The 16,601-nt window shown below is 43.5% G+C and carries 11 protein-coding genes; all 11 read right to left on the bottom strand.

Annotated features, from left to right (window positions below; translation table 11 throughout):
• Nucleotides 1–64 precede the first annotated feature (64 nt).
• A complete protein-coding gene (gene argF, locus FZC88_RS12580) occupies nucleotides 65–1,015 on the bottom strand; it encodes an ornithine carbamoyltransferase (RefSeq protein ID WP_148995186.1) in 951 nt (316 codons plus the stop codon).
• Nucleotides 1,015–4,092, bottom strand: coding sequence for a carbamoyl phosphate synthase large subunit (locus FZC88_RS12585; RefSeq protein WP_148995098.1), 3,078 nt, complete (start codon nucleotides 4,090–4,092; stop codon nucleotides 1,015–1,017). The genes argF and FZC88_RS12585 overlap by 1 nt, the downstream gene beginning before the upstream one ends.
• Entirely contained in the window at nucleotides 4,085–5,149 is a 1,065-nt protein-coding gene (locus tag FZC88_RS12590) for a carbamoyl phosphate synthase small subunit (protein WP_148995099.1), read from the bottom strand. The genes FZC88_RS12585 and FZC88_RS12590 overlap by 8 nt, the downstream gene beginning before the upstream one ends.
• A 75-nt stretch (nucleotides 5,150–5,224) precedes the next feature.
• Nucleotides 5,225–6,385 (bottom strand): acetylornithine transaminase, encoded by a 1,161-nt coding sequence (locus FZC88_RS12595; RefSeq protein ID WP_148995100.1) that lies wholly within the window; start codon nucleotides 6,383–6,385, stop codon nucleotides 5,225–5,227.
• A complete protein-coding gene (argB, locus tag FZC88_RS12600) occupies nucleotides 6,382–7,191 on the bottom strand; it encodes an acetylglutamate kinase (RefSeq protein WP_262371846.1) in 810 nt (269 codons plus the stop codon). The genes FZC88_RS12595 and argB overlap by 4 nt, the downstream gene beginning before the upstream one ends.
• Nucleotides 7,154–8,383, bottom strand: coding sequence for a bifunctional ornithine acetyltransferase/N-acetylglutamate synthase (gene argJ / locus FZC88_RS12605; protein ID WP_148995101.1), 1,230 nt, complete (start codon nucleotides 8,381–8,383; stop codon nucleotides 7,154–7,156). Before argJ ends, argB begins: the two co-directional genes overlap by 38 nt.
• A gap of 14 nt (nucleotides 8,384–8,397) precedes the next feature.
• A complete protein-coding gene (gene argC / locus FZC88_RS12610) occupies nucleotides 8,398–9,432 on the bottom strand; it encodes an N-acetyl-gamma-glutamyl-phosphate reductase (RefSeq protein WP_148995102.1) in 1,035 nt (344 codons plus the stop codon).
• Between the two features lie 222 nt (nucleotides 9,433–9,654).
• On the bottom strand, nucleotides 9,655–10,935 hold the full coding sequence (aceA, locus tag FZC88_RS12615; RefSeq protein WP_148967210.1) for an isocitrate lyase: 1,281 nt from the start codon (nucleotides 10,933–10,935) through the stop codon (nucleotides 9,655–9,657).
• Nucleotides 10,936–11,132: 197 nt separating this feature from the next.
• Entirely contained in the window at nucleotides 11,133–12,725 is a 1,593-nt protein-coding gene (gene aceB, locus FZC88_RS12620; RefSeq protein WP_148995103.1) for a malate synthase A, read from the bottom strand.
• A gap of 263 nt (nucleotides 12,726–12,988) precedes the next feature.
• On the bottom strand, nucleotides 12,989–14,497 hold the full coding sequence (gene putP, locus FZC88_RS12625) for a sodium/proline symporter PutP (protein ID WP_148995104.1): 1,509 nt from the start codon (nucleotides 14,495–14,497) through the stop codon (nucleotides 12,989–12,991).
• 943 nt (nucleotides 14,498–15,440) lie between these two features.
• Nucleotides 15,441–16,592 (bottom strand): CamS family sex pheromone protein, encoded by a 1,152-nt coding sequence (locus tag FZC88_RS12630; RefSeq protein WP_148967207.1) that lies wholly within the window; start codon nucleotides 16,590–16,592, stop codon nucleotides 15,441–15,443.
• Nucleotides 16,593–16,601 lie beyond the last annotated feature (9 nt).

The raw sequence follows: 16,601 nt of genomic DNA on the forward strand, positions 1-16,601 counted from the left end.
CTTATGGAAATGCTTTCAGGCAACTAAAAGGTCCGCCTCCATCCAGAAGCGGACCTTTTTAACTTTATACAAACAGTGATTGCAATATAGCCTTCTGTACATGTAGTCGATTTTCCGCTTGCTGAAAAACGGCAGAACATGGTCCGTCAATGACAGCCGCTGTCACCTCTTCTTCACGATGTGCCGGAAGACAATGGAGAAATTTCACTTGTGGTGCAGCATGGTGAAGCAACTGTTCATTCACTTGATATGGTTTGAAGTCTTTAAGACGCTTAACCGCTTCTTCCTCCTGCCCCATACTTGCCCATACATCGGTATATACGATATCCGCGTTCTTAACCGCTTCAACCGGATCGTAATAAAGAGTAAAGCTTCCGCCGTTCATTCCGGCAAGCTCCACCGTCTTCCCGACAATTTCTTTATCGGGTTCATATCCTTCAGGACAAGAAACGACAACATCCATACCAAGCTTCGCACATAGAATCATAAAGGAGTGTGCCACATTATTCCCGTCCCCTGTATACACAACCTTCAATCCTTTTAGCGTTCCCGCAAGCTCCAAAATTGTGAGAACATCCGCCAATGCCTGACAAGGATGGTACGTATCGCAAAGCCCGTTGATCACTGGCACACTCGCGTACTTGGCAAGTTCTGTAACCTTCTCAGTTTCAAACGTACGGATCATGATTCCATCCACATAAGAAGAAAGGACCCGTGCCGTATCTGCGATCGACTCTCCTCTTCCCAGTTGTATATCACGTGCATTCAAGTAGATGGCATGACCTCCCATCTGGAGCATTCCCGCTTCAAATGAGACCCGCGTTCTTGTGGACGACTTTTCAAAAATCATCCCAAGTGTCTTTCCTTCCAACACCTTTGAATAAGGATTTTTCTTCAAGTACTGAGCAAGTGATAAAAGCTCATGTACTTCTTCCGTTGAGTAATCCAACCACGTGACAAGATCTCTCCCTTTCAAGGAAACCTTTACCGGCGACGTCGAAACAATTGAATTCATCATACTCTGCTCACTCCCTGTACGGATTTTGATTGTGTCAATGGAATGGGGTTCACTTTATTCACTTTCATACTTCGAATAAAAGCCAACAGGGTCTCTGCTTCTGTTAAAACGGTGATCCCTGCTTCTAAAGCAGCAATTCTTCTATTCTTCATTTCGTCCGTTTCTTCATGACTGAAATATACAGAAGCATCGCTTGTTTTAATCCAGTCACTAAACGACGATTCCGTAGAAGTTTGATACTGTTTTAATTCTTTCTGGTCACTATCGATATAAACCGTCCCACCAGTTTCTACAGCTTCATGCAGCCCTTCAAATACTTTATACAGGGCTTCTTCAACCGTCTTACCAAGACATAATCCTTCTCCCGTTGATTTCATATTGGCCCCGAGTGTTTGATCGATCTCCGGCAGGGCATGTGATGAAAATACAGGATATTTCACTCCTACAACGTCTATTTCTGAAGGAGGGCTAAAGGCGTCTATCTTCAACGTCTCATCGCACATGATGTCTGTGGCCATATCGATTAATGAGTATCCAAGAACCTTGCTGACCACCGGAACCGTCCGGCTTGCTCTCGGGTTCACTTCCAACATGAATACTTCTTCATCCTGCACCAAAAATTGAATATTTATGATCCCTTTGTAATGTAGGGAAGACACAATTTCCCCTGCGTATCCTTCAATCTTTCTCTTGATTTCATCTGACAGGGATTCAGAAGGGAAAATAGACATGCTGTCCCCTGAATGGACACCTGCCCGTTCAACATGTTCCATGACTCCGGGAACGTACACTCCATCCCCGTCACCCACCAAGTCAACTTCGATTTCCTGACCTTCTTTGAATTCATCCATTAAAATAGGAAAGTACTCTGCATCCGCTTCCTGTATGAACTTCTGCATTTCGGGTTGTGTCGTTACTTTCACCATCCCTTTCCCTCCAATTACATAGGATGGACGGCAAAGAAGTGGAAAGGTTAAATGCTGTGCTACTTGTAAAGCTTCCTCCTTACTGTGGCAGATATCCCCCTTCACACGTGGTATCTCCAGTTCATCCAGCAGTTGATAAAAACGTTCGCGATCCTCTACACGGTCAATGGTATCTGAAGATGTACCAAATAATTGGATGCCCTTCTTCTCTAAAAAAGAAGCCAGGTTTAAGGCCGTTTGTCCGCCGAATTGAACGAGTACGGTATCGACTTTCTCGTGCTGGATAATGGAAAGAACCGATTCTTCCGTAATAGGTTCAAAGTACAATCGATCTGCCGTCTCATAATCCGTGCTCACAGTTTCGGGGTTATTATTCACCATGATGGTCGTGTATCCATGCTCTTTCAATCGGTGGATCGCCTTAACGGAACTGTAGTCGAACTCGACTCCCTGACCGATTCGAATCGGTCCCGCTCCAACAATCAGGACCTTCTTCTCTCCTTGTAACGGTTGAATCTCATTGTCTCCATAATAAGTAGAGTAGGCATAATTGGTGATCGCTTCGAATTCACCTGCACATGTATCCACCATTTTAAAGGCGGGCACAATCCCTTCCTCCATTCTCATTTTTTCTATTGACGCTTCCGGTTTCCCCATTAATCCGGCAATGGTTTTATCCTCAAACCGGAATTGCTTTGCTTCTTTCAAAAGATCAGAAGTGAAGTCGGATGTTCTCAGCTTATTTTCCATAAAAACTAAGTTATTCATGATAGACAAGAACAGCTTATCGATTCCTGTCTTTTCATGAAGTGTGTAAATAGAATGGCCTCGTTTCAACAATTCCAGCAGTTCAAAAAAGCGAAGATCCGTTGGTATTCCAATCCTTTTTTCCAGCTCTTCATGAGATAAGCCGGCCAGTTCGTTATATATGTTTTCTAAGGACAGATCCAACGACTGAAGAGCTTTATGAAAAGCAGCCTCTAACGAACGCTCAATCGCCATCACTTCACCCGTTGCTTTCATCTTCGTTCCGAGCACCCGATTCGCCTCTGGAAATTTATCGAATGGCCATCTTGGAAACTTGACCACAACGTAATCAAGAGCCGGTTCAAAGCTTGCAAAAGTAGTTCTCGTCAGCGGATTGATAATTTCGTTCAACGTATAGCCAACAGCAAGCTTAACCGCTATTTTGGCGATGGGATAGCCTGTTGCCTTCGATGCCAAAGCAGAAGACCTGCTTACCCTTGGGTTCACTTCAATCACATAGTATTGGTTACTGTTAGGGTCTAAAGCAAATTGTATATTGCATCCTCCCACCACTTCCAGCGCACTGATAATATTAAACGCCGCTGTACGCAGCATATGAAACTCTTGATCTGTCAGAGTTTGAGACGGAGCGACGACGATGGAGTCACCCGTATGGACACCAACAGGGTCGAAATTTTCCATATTACAGACGGATATACAATTTCCTTTCGAATCTCTCATGACTTCATACTCAATCTCTTTGAACCCGGCGATGCTTTTTTCCACCAGTACTTGATGAATCGGGCTCGCGTTTAATCCGGTTTGAACGAGTTTACTATATTCCTCCATGGTAGAAGCTATGCCGCCGCCTCTTCCCCCCAATGTATAAGCCGGGCGCACAATGATCGGGAAGGAAATCTTTTCAGAAAAAAGGATAGCCCCTTGAAGATCGTGTACGATAGCACTTTCTGCCGTTGGATGTCCCAATGTGTTCATCAAGGTTCGAAATTTCTCTCTGTCTTCCCCTTTTTGAATCGAATCCACAGAGGTCCCAAGCAGTGTCACTCCATACTTCTCAAGAACCCCTCTTTCATCCAGCTCCACTGCAAGATTCAGAGCGGTTTGACCTCCAAGATTTGCGACGATTCCATCAGGACGTTCACTAGCGATAATCGCAGTTAATGTTTTGACCGTTAAGGGCTCGCAGTACACTTTGTCGGCGTAGGTCGTATCTGTCATGATCGTCGCCGGGTTATGGTTCACGAGAATCACTTCATACCCTTCATCTTTCAGGGCAAGGCACCCTTGTGTACCTGAGTAATCAAACTCTGCCGCTTGCCCGATGATGATGGGCCCTGATCCGATTATGAGGATTTTTTGAATACTGAAATCTTTAGGCATACATCTTCTCTCTCCCTGGTTGTTTAATCGTTTGATAGAATTGTTGGAATATCCACGAAGCATCTTCCGGACCCGGACGCGCTTCAGGGTGAAATTGAACTGAAAGGATAGGCTTGCTTATATGTTGAAGCCCTTCAAGGGAACCGTCATTGACGTTCATAAAACGCGGTTCCAACCCGGTTCCTGTTAAACTGGCCCCGTTCACGACGTAATTATGATTTTGTGATGTGATAAACACCTCTCCGGTTTGGTTGTCTATGACAGGATGATTCGCTCCTCTATGACCGAATAATAATCGTTCGGTATTTCCTCCGAGTGCCAGAGCGATTAATTGATGCCCTAAACAAATTCCAAGGGTCGGAAGCTCCATGATTTTCTCCTTCAGTTTAGGTAAAAGACTCATCAATTCTTTTGGATCTCCCGGGCCGTTCGACAGCACCATTCCGTCAACATTCATTTGATCCAGAAGCTCAAGCTGATGATAGGGAATGACGGTAACAAGACAATCCATCTTTACCAGACTGGATACAATCGATTTCTTCACACCGAAATCGACGACGGCTATGTGCTTGTTTCCACTACCCATCTTGCGGATCTGAGAAAAGGCTACCTTTTCGATTTGACCTGTAAGCTTTTCTTTCGAAGGAAGCACTTCTGTATAAGAGATACACGCATTTTGAGTTCCAACATCTCGGATCGCCTTCACTACCTGCCTCGTATCCACACCTGTCATGAATGGGATCTTCCACTTTTGGAGATAGTCTTTAAGGGAAGAAGAGGCATGATAATGGGAATACAGCGCCGGTGATTGGAGCATGATGACTCCTTTCACCTGCGGCTGTGAGCTCTCGAAGTCATCCTCGTTCACGCCATATTGACCGATGAGCGGATACGTGAAAACAACGATTTGATCTTTGTAGGAAGGATCGGTCAGCACTTCCTGGTATCCCGTCATTCCCGTGAAAAACACAATCTCACCCTGAACGGGATCTTCTTCATCCATTGTGATTTCACCTATAAAGGTCTTTCCGTTTCCTAAACATAAGTAACCTGTCATGAGATCGCCTCCTACAATTGAATTTTTATTTATATTAAGGTATTTTTATACATTCATTCCTAAAAGAAAAATAGATTAGTAGACACGGGCTGATTGATGTTGTTTTAGCGTTTCCCCCAGTATGTGAAGTGCCTGATCCAGCTCTTCATAGGTGACCGTTAAAGGTGGTAATAGACGGATCACTTGAGAACCTGCCGGAAGAGTCAATAATCCATTGTTCCGCAGCTCATCGATGATTTCTTTTACTTCCATATCCAATTGGATGCCTATCATAAATCCGATCCCTTTTACCTCTTTTACGCTCCGGCATTCCTGTAGTTGATTCTTCAGCTTCTGCATAAAGTACTCAGATTTACTTTGCACTTCTTGCAGGAACACTTTATCGAAAATCGTTTCAAGAGTCGCTTTCACTGCTGCCATCGCTAATGGATTACCTCCGAATGTCGACCCGTGAGTTCCTGGCGAAAAGGAGGAAACAAGATTTTTTTTACCAATCATCGCACCTACGGGGAAACCACTTCCCAGTCCTTTAGCCGTCGTGACGATATCCGGTTGCAGGGAATAATGCTGATAAGCAAATGGAGCTCCCGTACGACCGATCCCTGTTTGGACTTCATCGACAATGAGTAAAGCATCCATCTCCTTGCACAACGTTTCTACTGCCTGTAAAAAGGAAAGAGTAGCAGGGTTCACCCCTCCTTCCCCTTGAATCACTTCCACCATGATGGCCGCAACGTCTTTTCCTTCCACGTTCGATAGAGCCTGTTCATCGTTATAAGGAAGATAGTCAAAGGTTGGAACCAACGGACCGAAGCCGCTATGAATCTTTTCCTGCCCCGTTGCGCTCATGGTCGCAAAGGTCCGGCCATGAAATGATTGCTTGAAGGTCAGGATCGTCGTTTTACCCGTATGCTTTTTGGCTAGCTTAATCGCTGCTTCGTTCGCTTCAGCTCCACTGTTACAAAAGAAGACTGAGTCCAAGCCACTTGCGGAAGCAAGAAGTGAAGCTGCTTCTTCCTGTAGCGTAATCGGAAACAGATTGGATACATGCCAAAGTTTATCCAACTGTTTTTCAAGAGCCTCTTTAACAACATAAGGAGAGTGACCTAAATTACAAACCGCTATACCTGAAATGAAATCCAAATAGGATTTCCCATTTTGATCTTGAACAACCGTGCCTTTTCCTGAAACCAATTCAATATCCAACCGATTATAAGTAGGAAATAAATGACTCATACTGCCTTGACCCCTCCTCCTTCTGTTATACGTGTGCCCAGCATCTCTCCGTCTTGAATGATTGTGTCCTGACACCCGACGATCATTACTTCTTTAATGTTAAGCTGCAGAACCGACAGGGCTGCTTGCACCTTTGGAATCATTCCGCCATGGATGATTCCGGTTTCTATATAATTAAGGATCTCTTCCTTTGTTACACGTGAAACAATTTCCCCTTCTTTTAAAATTCCGGGAACGTCTGTGACAAAGACCAGTTTCTCTACTTCCAGGGCTTCTGCTATGGCTGATGCAGCCAGGTCTGCATTCACATTCAGCTTTTCACCATTATTTGTAGTGGCTAGGGGAGCGATAACAGGCACGTAGTTCAGAGAAAGCAGATTATTTAACAGGGTGAGGTTAACTTCTTCAATTTTGCCTACATAACCTAGAGATCCTTCATCCAGGATGCTGGCCTTTAACAAATGGGCATCGTATCCGCTTAATCCGATTGCGTTTATCCCTGCCAGATTGAGTTGATGGGTTAACTCGCTATTCACCTTGCCTTTCAGCACTTGTTCAACGACTCCAAAAACCTTTTTGGTGGTTTTTCGATGGCCATTGATGAAGGTGGATTCGATGGCCAGTTTGTTCAGCATAGCCGTAATCTCAGGACCTCCTCCGTGAACAAGTACTACATGGTAGTGTTGCTGAAGATCTTTTATACTTTTATAGAAAAGGGATGAGAGCTTAGAAAGGACACTTCCTCCCAGTTTGATTGCAATCACTGGCTTATGTTCGATAACTTGCATTGATTTTGACGTAATCATACGTAAGATCGCACCCCCAGGCTTTTCCTTTTCCTTCTCCTCCATGCAATCCGACAGATATGATCACATGTTCAGCTTGCATATACTGACTTACACCTTCTTGATTGAATGGCTGAGGAGTACCATTCGAAAACACGAGTGTCTCTCCAATATAAATGTCACATTGATGGGGCTCAATCGTCACCTCACTGTGTCCCATGGCACCGACGATCCTTCCCCAGTTTGGATCCCTGCCAAAGAGTGCCGTTTTGACTAAATTGGATCCGACGATTTTTTTTGCCAAGATATTGGCGTCTTGATTGGACTGAGCACCTGTGACGTTCACTTCTACGAGTTTGGTTGCTCCTTCACCATCCCGGGCAATCTGTTTGGCCAGATCTTGACATACGTGAATTAATCCCTCTTGAAAGTGATTCCAATCAGGATGGTTCTCATGCAATGTGTCATGCTCTACCATCCCGTTTGCCATCGCAATGACCATATCATTCGTAGACGTTTCTCCATCTACAGTGATTTGATTAAAGGATTGATCGATCGCTGTTTTAAGTGCTTTTTGCAGGACGGTGGATGAAATCGATGCATCCGTTGTAATGAATCCAAGCATCGTCGCCATATTTGGATGAATCATGCCTGATCCCTTCGCACATCCTCCGATCGTGACCGTTTCTCCGTCTATTTTCACTTCATAGCATGAAGTCTTTTCGATAAGATCCGTCGTTAGGATCGCCAGTTGAAAAGATTGGGCACTCTCCTCTGTTGAATCGACCTCGATTTCGTTGCAGCCCTTTTCAATCTTCTCCATAGGAAGCCACTCACCAATGACACCTGTCGAAGCAACGGCTACGTACTCTTCCGGAATTTGAAATCGTTTGGCCGTCCACTCCCTTGTTTGATATGCATCTTTTAATCCTTGTTCACCCGTACAGGCATTTGCGATCGCACTGTTCACCACAATCGCTTGCAGAGTGTGAGATTTCAAGATGCTTTCTTGTGTGACCTTTAGGGGAGCAGCCTGAAAGTGACTTTGCGTATAAACCGCTCCGACTTGTGCAGGCTTTTCACTGTATATGACCCCGAAGTCTTTCTTAGCGTATCGAAGACCGGTATGCATCCCCCCTGCCTTATACCCGAGAGGTGAAAGAATCGTTCCTCCCGCTATGTGTTGAATAGCCTTTTCTTTTACTAGTTTCATTGATTCTCCCCCTCTTATGGATAAATTGGATAGTGATAGAGTCCTGTCGTTTCGTCCAACCCCAGCATGATATTCATATTTTGAACCGCCTGGCCGGCAGCTCCTTTTAGCAAGTTATCGATCACAGACACAATCGTGACCCGATTCGTCCGCGAATCCACTTTTATCGCGATATCGCAGAAATTCGTCCCGAACACTTCTTTTGTACTTGGGAACTGGCCAACAGGACGAATCCTGATGAAAGGATGTTTCTCGTAATAGTCCTGGTAGATGTTGTGCAACTGAGCAGTGGTGTATTTGCTTTTCAATTCCGTATACATCGTAGCCATAATCCCACGGGTCATGGGAATAAGGTGTGTCGTAAAGGTAATCGGTCCCGCTTCGCTGCTCCATTCCTGCAATTGTTGCTCTATTTCAGGAGTGTGCTGGTGTTGATGAACCTTATAGATTCGTAGATTCTCCTGAGTCTCTGAAAAGTGACTGGATTGAGTCGCTTTTCTCCCTGCTCCCGATAATCCCGTTTTGGCATCGATAATGATGGAATGGGGTTCTATAAGCTCATGATGGAAAAGCGGAGCCAATCCCAGTAGGGTGGCTGTCGGAAAGCAGCCTGGGTTCGCGATCAGTTCCGCCTCTTGAATGGATTGTCGATTGCATTCTGTGAGGCCATACACCGCTTTCTGTAGAATATCTGTAGATGCAGATTCCCCTTTGTACCACTCTTCATATTCTTGAGGCTCCTTCAAACGCAAGTCCCCTGAAAGATCGATCACTTTCGCCTTTTCACCGAGAAGCTTATGGGATAATTCCTTCGATACACCGGAAGGAACAGCCAAAAAAACAAAATCAAGCTGCTTCATTTCCTCGATATTAATAGGATTCACTACTTCATGTGACAGGTTAAAGAGGTGTGGATATTGATTTGCATATGGTTCCCCATCCAATGAAGATGAATACAAAATACAATTATCTACATTCGGATGATTTGATAACAATCGATGCAACTCCACTCCACCATAACCCGTACTACCAACAATACCAACATTCATAACTAATCACCACACAGATTAAATTTAAATTAGCTCTAATTATAGGTATGTATATTAATAAAATCAATAGTATATTTATAAATAAATTCTATAAAGTTAAACTATTCACAAATTTGCATCGATAGTACTACATTGCGGATCACCTAAAGAAAGGTCCGTCCCTCGGGGTATAGCAACACCCGAGGGACGGACCTTCATTTATATTTTTATGCCATTTAATTTTTAGAATTGAGCAGCCTCTGTTGAACCTTTAAGGGCTGTCGTAGAGGATGTTCCACCTGAAATCACCATCGATACTTCGTCAAAATAGCCTGTTCCTACTTCGCGCTGATGTCTCGTAGCTGAATAGCCATATTTCTCGCTGGCGAATTCCGCTTCTTGAAGCTGGGAATAAGCAGCCATCCCGCGCTCTTTGTACCCTCTCGCAAGCTCGAACATGCTATGGTTCAGGGCGTGGAATCCTGCAAGCGTTACAAACTGGAACTTATAGCCCATTTTCCCAAGCTCCTTTTGGAACTTAGCGATCGTTTCATCGTCCAGTTTCTTCTTCCAGTTAAAGGATGGCGAGCAGTTATACGCCAATAATTTCCCTGGATGTTCAGCATGAATCGCCTCAGCAAATTGACGGGCTTCTTCAAGACTCGGTTCAGATGTTTCACACCACACAAGATCTGCATAAGGAGCATAAGCCAAACCCCTTGCAATCGCCTGATCCAAGCCCGCTCTTGTACGGAAGAACCCTTCAGGAGTGCGTTCCCCTGTAATGAACTGCGCATCGTACGGATCAACATCGCTCGTAATTAAATCTGCGGCATTCGCATCTGTACGGGCTACGATTAATGTTGGTACACCCATTACATCTGCCGCCAGACGTGCTGAAATTAAATTCTTCACTGACGTTTGTGTCGGCAGTAATACTTTACCTCCCAAGTGTCCGCACTTCTTCTCAGAAGAAAGCTGATCTTCAAAGTGGACGGCTGAAGCCCCCGCTTCGATCATACCCTTCATGAGTTCAAATACATTAAGCTGTCCTCCAAAGCCAGCTTCTGCATCGGCTACAATCGGGACAAACCAATCGATCGATTCATCACCTTCAACATAGTGAACCTGATCAGCACGTTGAAGAGCCTGGTTGATTCTTTTCACGACGGATGGTACAGAGTTCGCCGGGTACAGACTTTGATCGGGATACATTTGCCCGGCAAGGTTAGCATCCGCCGCTACCTGCCATCCGCTTAAGTAGATCGCTTTCAAACCGGCTCTGACTTGTTGGACAGCCTGGTTTCCTGTCAAGGCACCAAGTGCATTGATATAATCTTCTTTGTGAAGAAGATTCCATAGCTTTTCAGATCCGTGCCGGGCAAGAGTATGCTCTATATCAATTGAACCTCTTAAACGGATGACATCTTCAGCTGAATAAGGTCGAGATACCCCTTGCCATCTTTGATCCATCTCCCAATTCTCCTGTAGTGCTTTCACGCGCTCGTTATTTGCTTTTACCATTAATAATCTCTCCCTTTTGTTTTTTTGGTTTTGATTCTAAGCATTAAGCGAATTTCTTTGGTGAAGTTGTATTTATCCGATGTGCAGTTAGTTTGAGGTCCGTCCCTCTATTCACTGCAGAGGTGATTAAATATAGTAATCAGGCTTGTGTATACAACCTATTTTGCTTTGACGATGCTTTTTGCAGGTCCGTCCCTCTAAAGGATTCGGTAGCCCGGGATCGTGAGGAAGTCTGTGAATTGTTCGTTCTGGATGAGTTGATCGAATAGCTGGACGGCTTCTGAGAACCGGCGATTTTTGTACTGTTCTTCTCCCAATTGGCTTTTGAGTTTGGTCAGTTCTTCTTGCTTCAGCTGCTCATAGAGATCGATGGTGATGTTTCGCCCGTCGTCTAGTATTCCTTTCGGATGACGGATCCATTGCCATAACTGAGCCCGGGAAATTTCAGCCGTTGCCACGTCCTCCATTAAGTTGTGGATCGGTGCTGCCCCTTGCCCGCTCAACCAGGAAGATATATATTGAATACCGACGTTAATGTTTAATCGGACACCTTCTTCTGTTATCGTCCCTTGAGGAACTTCAAGAAGATCCTGATCAGACACTTCCAAATCATCTAATGTTTTCTCTGCAATTTGGTTATCATGTTTCATTTCCTGATTGAAAACGTCCATGGCAACAGGTACGAGACCAGGATGAGCTACCCATGTGCCATCATGACCATCCCGCGCTTCTCTTTCTTTATCTGCTCTCACCTTGTTAAACGCTTCTTCGTTTTTAACAGGATCATTTTTAACAGGGATCTGAGCTGCCATTCCTCCAATTGCTGGTGCACCTCTCCTGTGACAGGTCTTAATCGTGAGCAAAGAATACGATCTCATGAATGGTGCTGTCATCGTCACCGTTGAACGGTCAGGCAGGATCACATCTTTTTGTTCCCTAAGTTTTTTAATATAGCTGAAAATATAATCCCATCTTCCACAGTTCAATCCTGCCGAATGCTCCTTTAATTCATAAAGGATTTCATCCATTTCAAATGCCGCTGTGATGGTTTCAATCAGGACCGTTGCTTTGATCGTTCCTTGAGGAATCCCGATATATTCCTGAGCAAATATAAACACGTCATTCCAGAAGCGCGCTTCCTCGTGACTTTCTAATTTAGGTAAGTAGAAATAAGGGCCTTTGTTCGTTGAGGTTAAATGAGTTGCATTATGAAAAAAGAATAATCCAAAGTCGACAAGGCTTGCTGATATCGATTTCCCATCCAATTCGATATGTTTCTCTTCCAGATGTAATCCTCTGGGCCGAACAATTAGTACGGCATGTTCTTTGTTTAATTCATAACGCTTCCCATTCGGATTCGTGAAGTCAATTGTTTGATGTACTGCATCTCTGAGGTTGATTTGTCCTTCAATGAGGTTCGTCCATGTAGGTGAAGTGGCATCTTCAAAGCATGCCATGAAACATTTTGCGCCTGAGTTCAATGCGTTAATGACCATTTTCCGGTCAACAGGTCCAGTGATCTCTACTCTTCTATCCTGTAAGGCTTGAGGAATCGGACTCACTTTCCATTCACTTTGTCGAATCGAATCTGTTTCAGTTAAGAAGCGAGGAAGTTCCCCTCCATTGATCCGTTCCTGCAGTTTCTCTCTGTTGTGTAACAGCTCTCTCCGTTTTGCTCCGAATCGGCGCTCCAGTTGTTCTAGAAACTGCAATGCTTTCTGGGATAAAATTTCATCAAAGCCTGGCTGAAGTTCACCAGTTACCTTGATACCAACCATTTTTGTAGACATTGAACACCATCACTCCTTAGCAGTATTAAACAAATCACTATTGTTATAATACAGATTATTTAGCATGTTTGTATTATATAACAGAGTATTTTAATTTGGAACAACTTTCTGATAATTTTCTTTCGACAAATTTCGTAACACTATCAAAGAGGACATTCATCACAATTTCTCCTTTCTTTAAAAAAATAAAGCACAACAAAAAAGAGGTCCGTCCCTCAGCCACTTTTAAGTGACGAGGGACGGACCTCTTATCGATATTGTCATTATTTTACGATGTCTTTGGCAACTGCTTCGTCGAATTCAGCTTGGATCTCAGCACTTGGTTGTGGTCCAACCTTACTGAAGATCACGATTGCCAGCATAGCAAGGAAGAATCCTGGAACAATTTCATACAGTTCGAATGGAATAACTCCCGCTGCAGTCAGCTGTTTCCAAACAACGACTGTTATAGCACCAGTGATCATACCAGCTAAAGCACCGTTTCGTGTCATACCTTTCCAGTAAAGTGACAACAGGATGATTGGTCCGAATGCGGCACCGAATCCGCCCCAAGCGTAACTTACCAGATCTAGAATCTTCGTACCGCCGCCATTGGCAGGGTTACCTTGAATGGCAAGCACGATCGCGATGAATGCGATTAGAAGCACTCCGATACGACCTACCCATACAAGCTCGTTGTCAGAAGCATTCTTACGGATGATCGCTTTATAGAAATCCTCCGCTAGTGCACTGGAAGAAACGAGTAATTGGGAATCAATTGTACTCATGATAGCAGATAGAATCGCTGCTAACAGAATTCCGGATACCCACGGGTTAAATAGAACATCTGTAAAGAAGATGAATACTTTCTCAGAATTATCAACATCACCTGTGATTAATGGCATATCAGCGAAATAGGCGATACCAGAGAAACCGACCAGTACAGCACCAATCATTGATAACGTCATCCAGCTCATACCAATCCAACGTGCCTTTGGTACATCTTTAGTGGATTTAAGTGCCATAAAGCGGGTAATGATATGCGGCTGACCGAAGTAACCAAGTCCCCATGCAAGGAGTGAAATGACTCCCATAACCGTCATCGTGTTCATTGTGTCCAGATTCGCCGGGTCTACAGAACGAACGGCATCAACTGTAGCATTCCATCCACCTAACTCTGCGATCGCAACGATTGGTGTAATGATCAATGCAAGGAACATTAGAATACCTTGTACGAAGTCAGTCCAACTTACTGCTAAGAATCCTCCAAGGAATGTGTAAGAAATGATTACTGCTGCACCAATCCAAAGTGATTGATTGTAAGACATTCCGAACGTTTCCTGGAATAATAGCGCTCCGCCTACAAGACCTGAAGATGTGTAAAAGGTAAAGAATACCAAGATGATAACTGCTGAAATGACACGAAGGAGACGGGAACCATCTCTAAAACGATTTTCAAAGAAATCCGGAACCGTAATAGAATCGTTTGCTACCTCCGTGTAAGCGCGTAGTCTTGAAGCAACGAATCTCCAGTTTAAATAAGCACCAATTACTAACCCAATACTTAACCAGATCGACCCTAAACCAATTGCATAAGCAAGGCCGGGCAGTCCCAGTAATAACCATGAACTCATATCTGAAGCACCAGCACTTAATGCTGCTACCCCCGGTCCTAAACTACGTCCTCCAAGAACGTAATCCGATAAATTACTTGTTAATTTGTAAGAAATAATACCGATTGCGAGCATTCCAACTAAATATACGATAAAGGTGACTAAAGTAGCTATATCCATTGTGTAGTTAGCATTCTCCTTTCAATAAATTTGTATTGCTTTTCGTTAGGTGCTTAATCTAACTTTCGAACCATGCTAAAAGACATGTCGAATTGTAAGTCCAACAGTTCTTTACCCCATGCATACGGGTTGTAAACTTATTCACTCAATAATGTTTGAAAAAGTTTATTCTGCGAAGCGACGTTCCGTAACAAGTTCACAACGTTATTAATAGTAACATACATTCACAAGGTTAACAGACAGAATTTTCTAAATACATTTACCTATATGAATAATTATTTATATTAAGTGCATATATTTTTATAAAAGCGCTTTTTTAGCTATATCTATTCATAAAAATTTATAAAATTAAGTTACTTTTTGTTCACAAATCCGTCGAGATTACAGTTATTTCACTAACGTTAGCATCATTATTTTGCAACAAATGATACATTCATATACATGATGAGACGGTGGGGAATAGAAAATTTCATGGATGGCTTTTTGAAACTGGTTAATTGTCGCTGATGCAGATAGGTCATTTCTCTGTAAAAGCCAAACAAAAAAGCCTGAGATTCCCCAAGCTTTTTACCGATTACATTTTGTCCTCCAATTTCTTCACTCTCTTTTCTAATTTCTTGTTTTGTTCAAGAAGGATCATGACAATCGAGAAAGCCCCTCCGGCTAAAACAAATGCGATTATTTCCATCAGCCTTTTCCCCTTTCCTGTCTTCAATCTATATATGCATTACGTATATCCGTCACACTTGGTTTCGTTTTTTGTAAATATCGTGAAGTACATGACGATGGGAGGATCAGGTTTATCGACCGTTATTGAAATTTATCAACCTTTTTTTCATTTTATGAACCGTTCTACAGGATCCGACTAATTTCTGTGACACCTCTACAGCCCTATCCCTCAACAAAAAAAGAACTAACCTATAAGATTAGTCCTTTTCCTCTTTTATTCATAAATGTGCAAATACGTTTCTTTACTTCCAGGCTTCTTCACGATCAGAGCTTCCGGTCCATAGGACGATGACACGAGGAGTTCCACATCCCAGGTGTCTGGCGTCTGCTTGCTGATCATGCCGGAAAGATGCTGTGCAAATCCGATGGTTTCAGCTTTTCCTTGGAAGGACAGTGCTACCTCGAATTTCATATTGGACAGCTTTTGGTTTTGGTATAGTGCTTGTCCCGTCAGACCCGTGTAAACAGGAAAATATTTTTCGATATCCGTTTTCAGCTCGTTAAATACTTTGTAATCGTTTGGATGATTCTCCTGTGCTTCCGGAGAAGGGAATAAGTAGAAATCTTCATTGATTCCTTCCCAGTTTTGGATGCTGCTTTCGTTTGCTTCAACGGTTGTGTAGGCGAAGAAATGGCCAGGGACGACCTGTTCTTTTGGAGCCTGTTTATAAAGCGAGATCATGATCGGAACGTTTTGAAGTTCTTTTTTCTGACGAAGACGTTTGAGGACTTCGTCGGCAATTCTCGCTCCTTGTTCCTTTAAGGCTTCATTGCTAATGTTTTTGACTGTTCTTGTGCCAGATGAAAGATTGGTTTCATACTGAACAGAATTCAACGACAGCGCGATTGCTACTCCACCCAGATGGACCTTGTTGTCTTCTTTTTTCATTAAGTAATTATGTTCAATCACATGGGCTAAGTAGATTGGTGCGTTCTCACCCTTTGTCTGGACAGGGTTAAGCCCCACATTCTCAGATTCTTGAAGTCCTTTTTCTTCCAGCTGTTCGCTTGTATATTTTCGTTGAAGCCAGCTATCAACTGTTTTCTTCGTGAGGAATTGGCCCTCTTTGAAGAAGTATTCATCCGTTGAGAAGCGATTTTGGGCTACCCTTAGCAAGCCCGTTTCAATTTCATTGATATCATATCTTGATCCTAAATCATTGACGACGACTCCACGGGTTTTACTCGTTTCATACGGAAGCATCGTCTTGTAGTATTCCTTGGATATCTGGAAGCTTGGAATGATCGCTTTTTTTGCTTCGCTATCTTGGTTTTCCTGAACGACCTGATCCTGCTTCTCAAATGTCGGAGCACAGCCCCCTAATAACAATAATGCGGAGAGAGCGACCGAAATCCCTTTTTTCATTACTGGTTA

Source organism: Rossellomorea aquimaris, from assembly GCF_008180865.1.
GTDB lineage: Bacteria > Bacillota > Bacilli > Bacillales > Bacillaceae_B > Rossellomorea > Rossellomorea yichunensis.

Coding starts and splice junctions, on each gene's coding strand:
- FZC88_RS12630 (WP_148967207.1), bottom strand. CDS start 16,592: ATGAAAAAAGGGATTTCGGTCGCTCTCTCCGCATTATTGTTATTAGGG.
- FZC88_RS12595 (WP_148995100.1), bottom strand. CDS start 6,385: ATGAGTCATTTATTTCCTACTTATAATCGGTTGGATATTGAATTGGTT.
- aceA (WP_148967210.1), bottom strand. CDS start 10,935: ATGGTAAAAGCAAATAACGAGCGCGTGAAAGCACTACAGGAGAATTGG.
- argC (WP_148995102.1), bottom strand. CDS start 9,432: ATGAATGTTGGTATTGTTGGTAGTACGGGTTATGGTGGAGTGGAGTTG.
- argJ (WP_148995101.1), bottom strand. CDS start 8,383: ATGAAACTAGTAAAAGAAAAGGCTATTCAACACATAGCGGGAGGAACG.
- argB (WP_262371846.1), bottom strand. CDS start 7,191: ATGATTACGTCAAAATCAATGCAAGTTATCGAACATAAGCCAGTGATT.
- putP (WP_148995104.1), bottom strand. CDS start 14,497: ATGGATATAGCTACTTTAGTCACCTTTATCGTATATTTAGTTGGAATG.
- aceB (WP_148995103.1), bottom strand. CDS start 12,725: ATGTCTACAAAAATGGTTGGTATCAAGGTAACTGGTGAACTTCAGCCA.
- argF (WP_148995186.1), bottom strand. CDS start 1,015: ATGAATTCAATTGTTTCGACGTCGCCGGTAAAGGTTTCCTTGAAAGGG.
- FZC88_RS12590 (WP_148995099.1), bottom strand. CDS start 5,149: ATGACAGGTTACTTATGTTTAGGAAACGGAAAGACCTTTATAGGTGAA.
- FZC88_RS12585 (WP_148995098.1), bottom strand. CDS start 4,092: ATGCCTAAAGATTTCAGTATTCAAAAAATCCTCATAATCGGATCAGGG.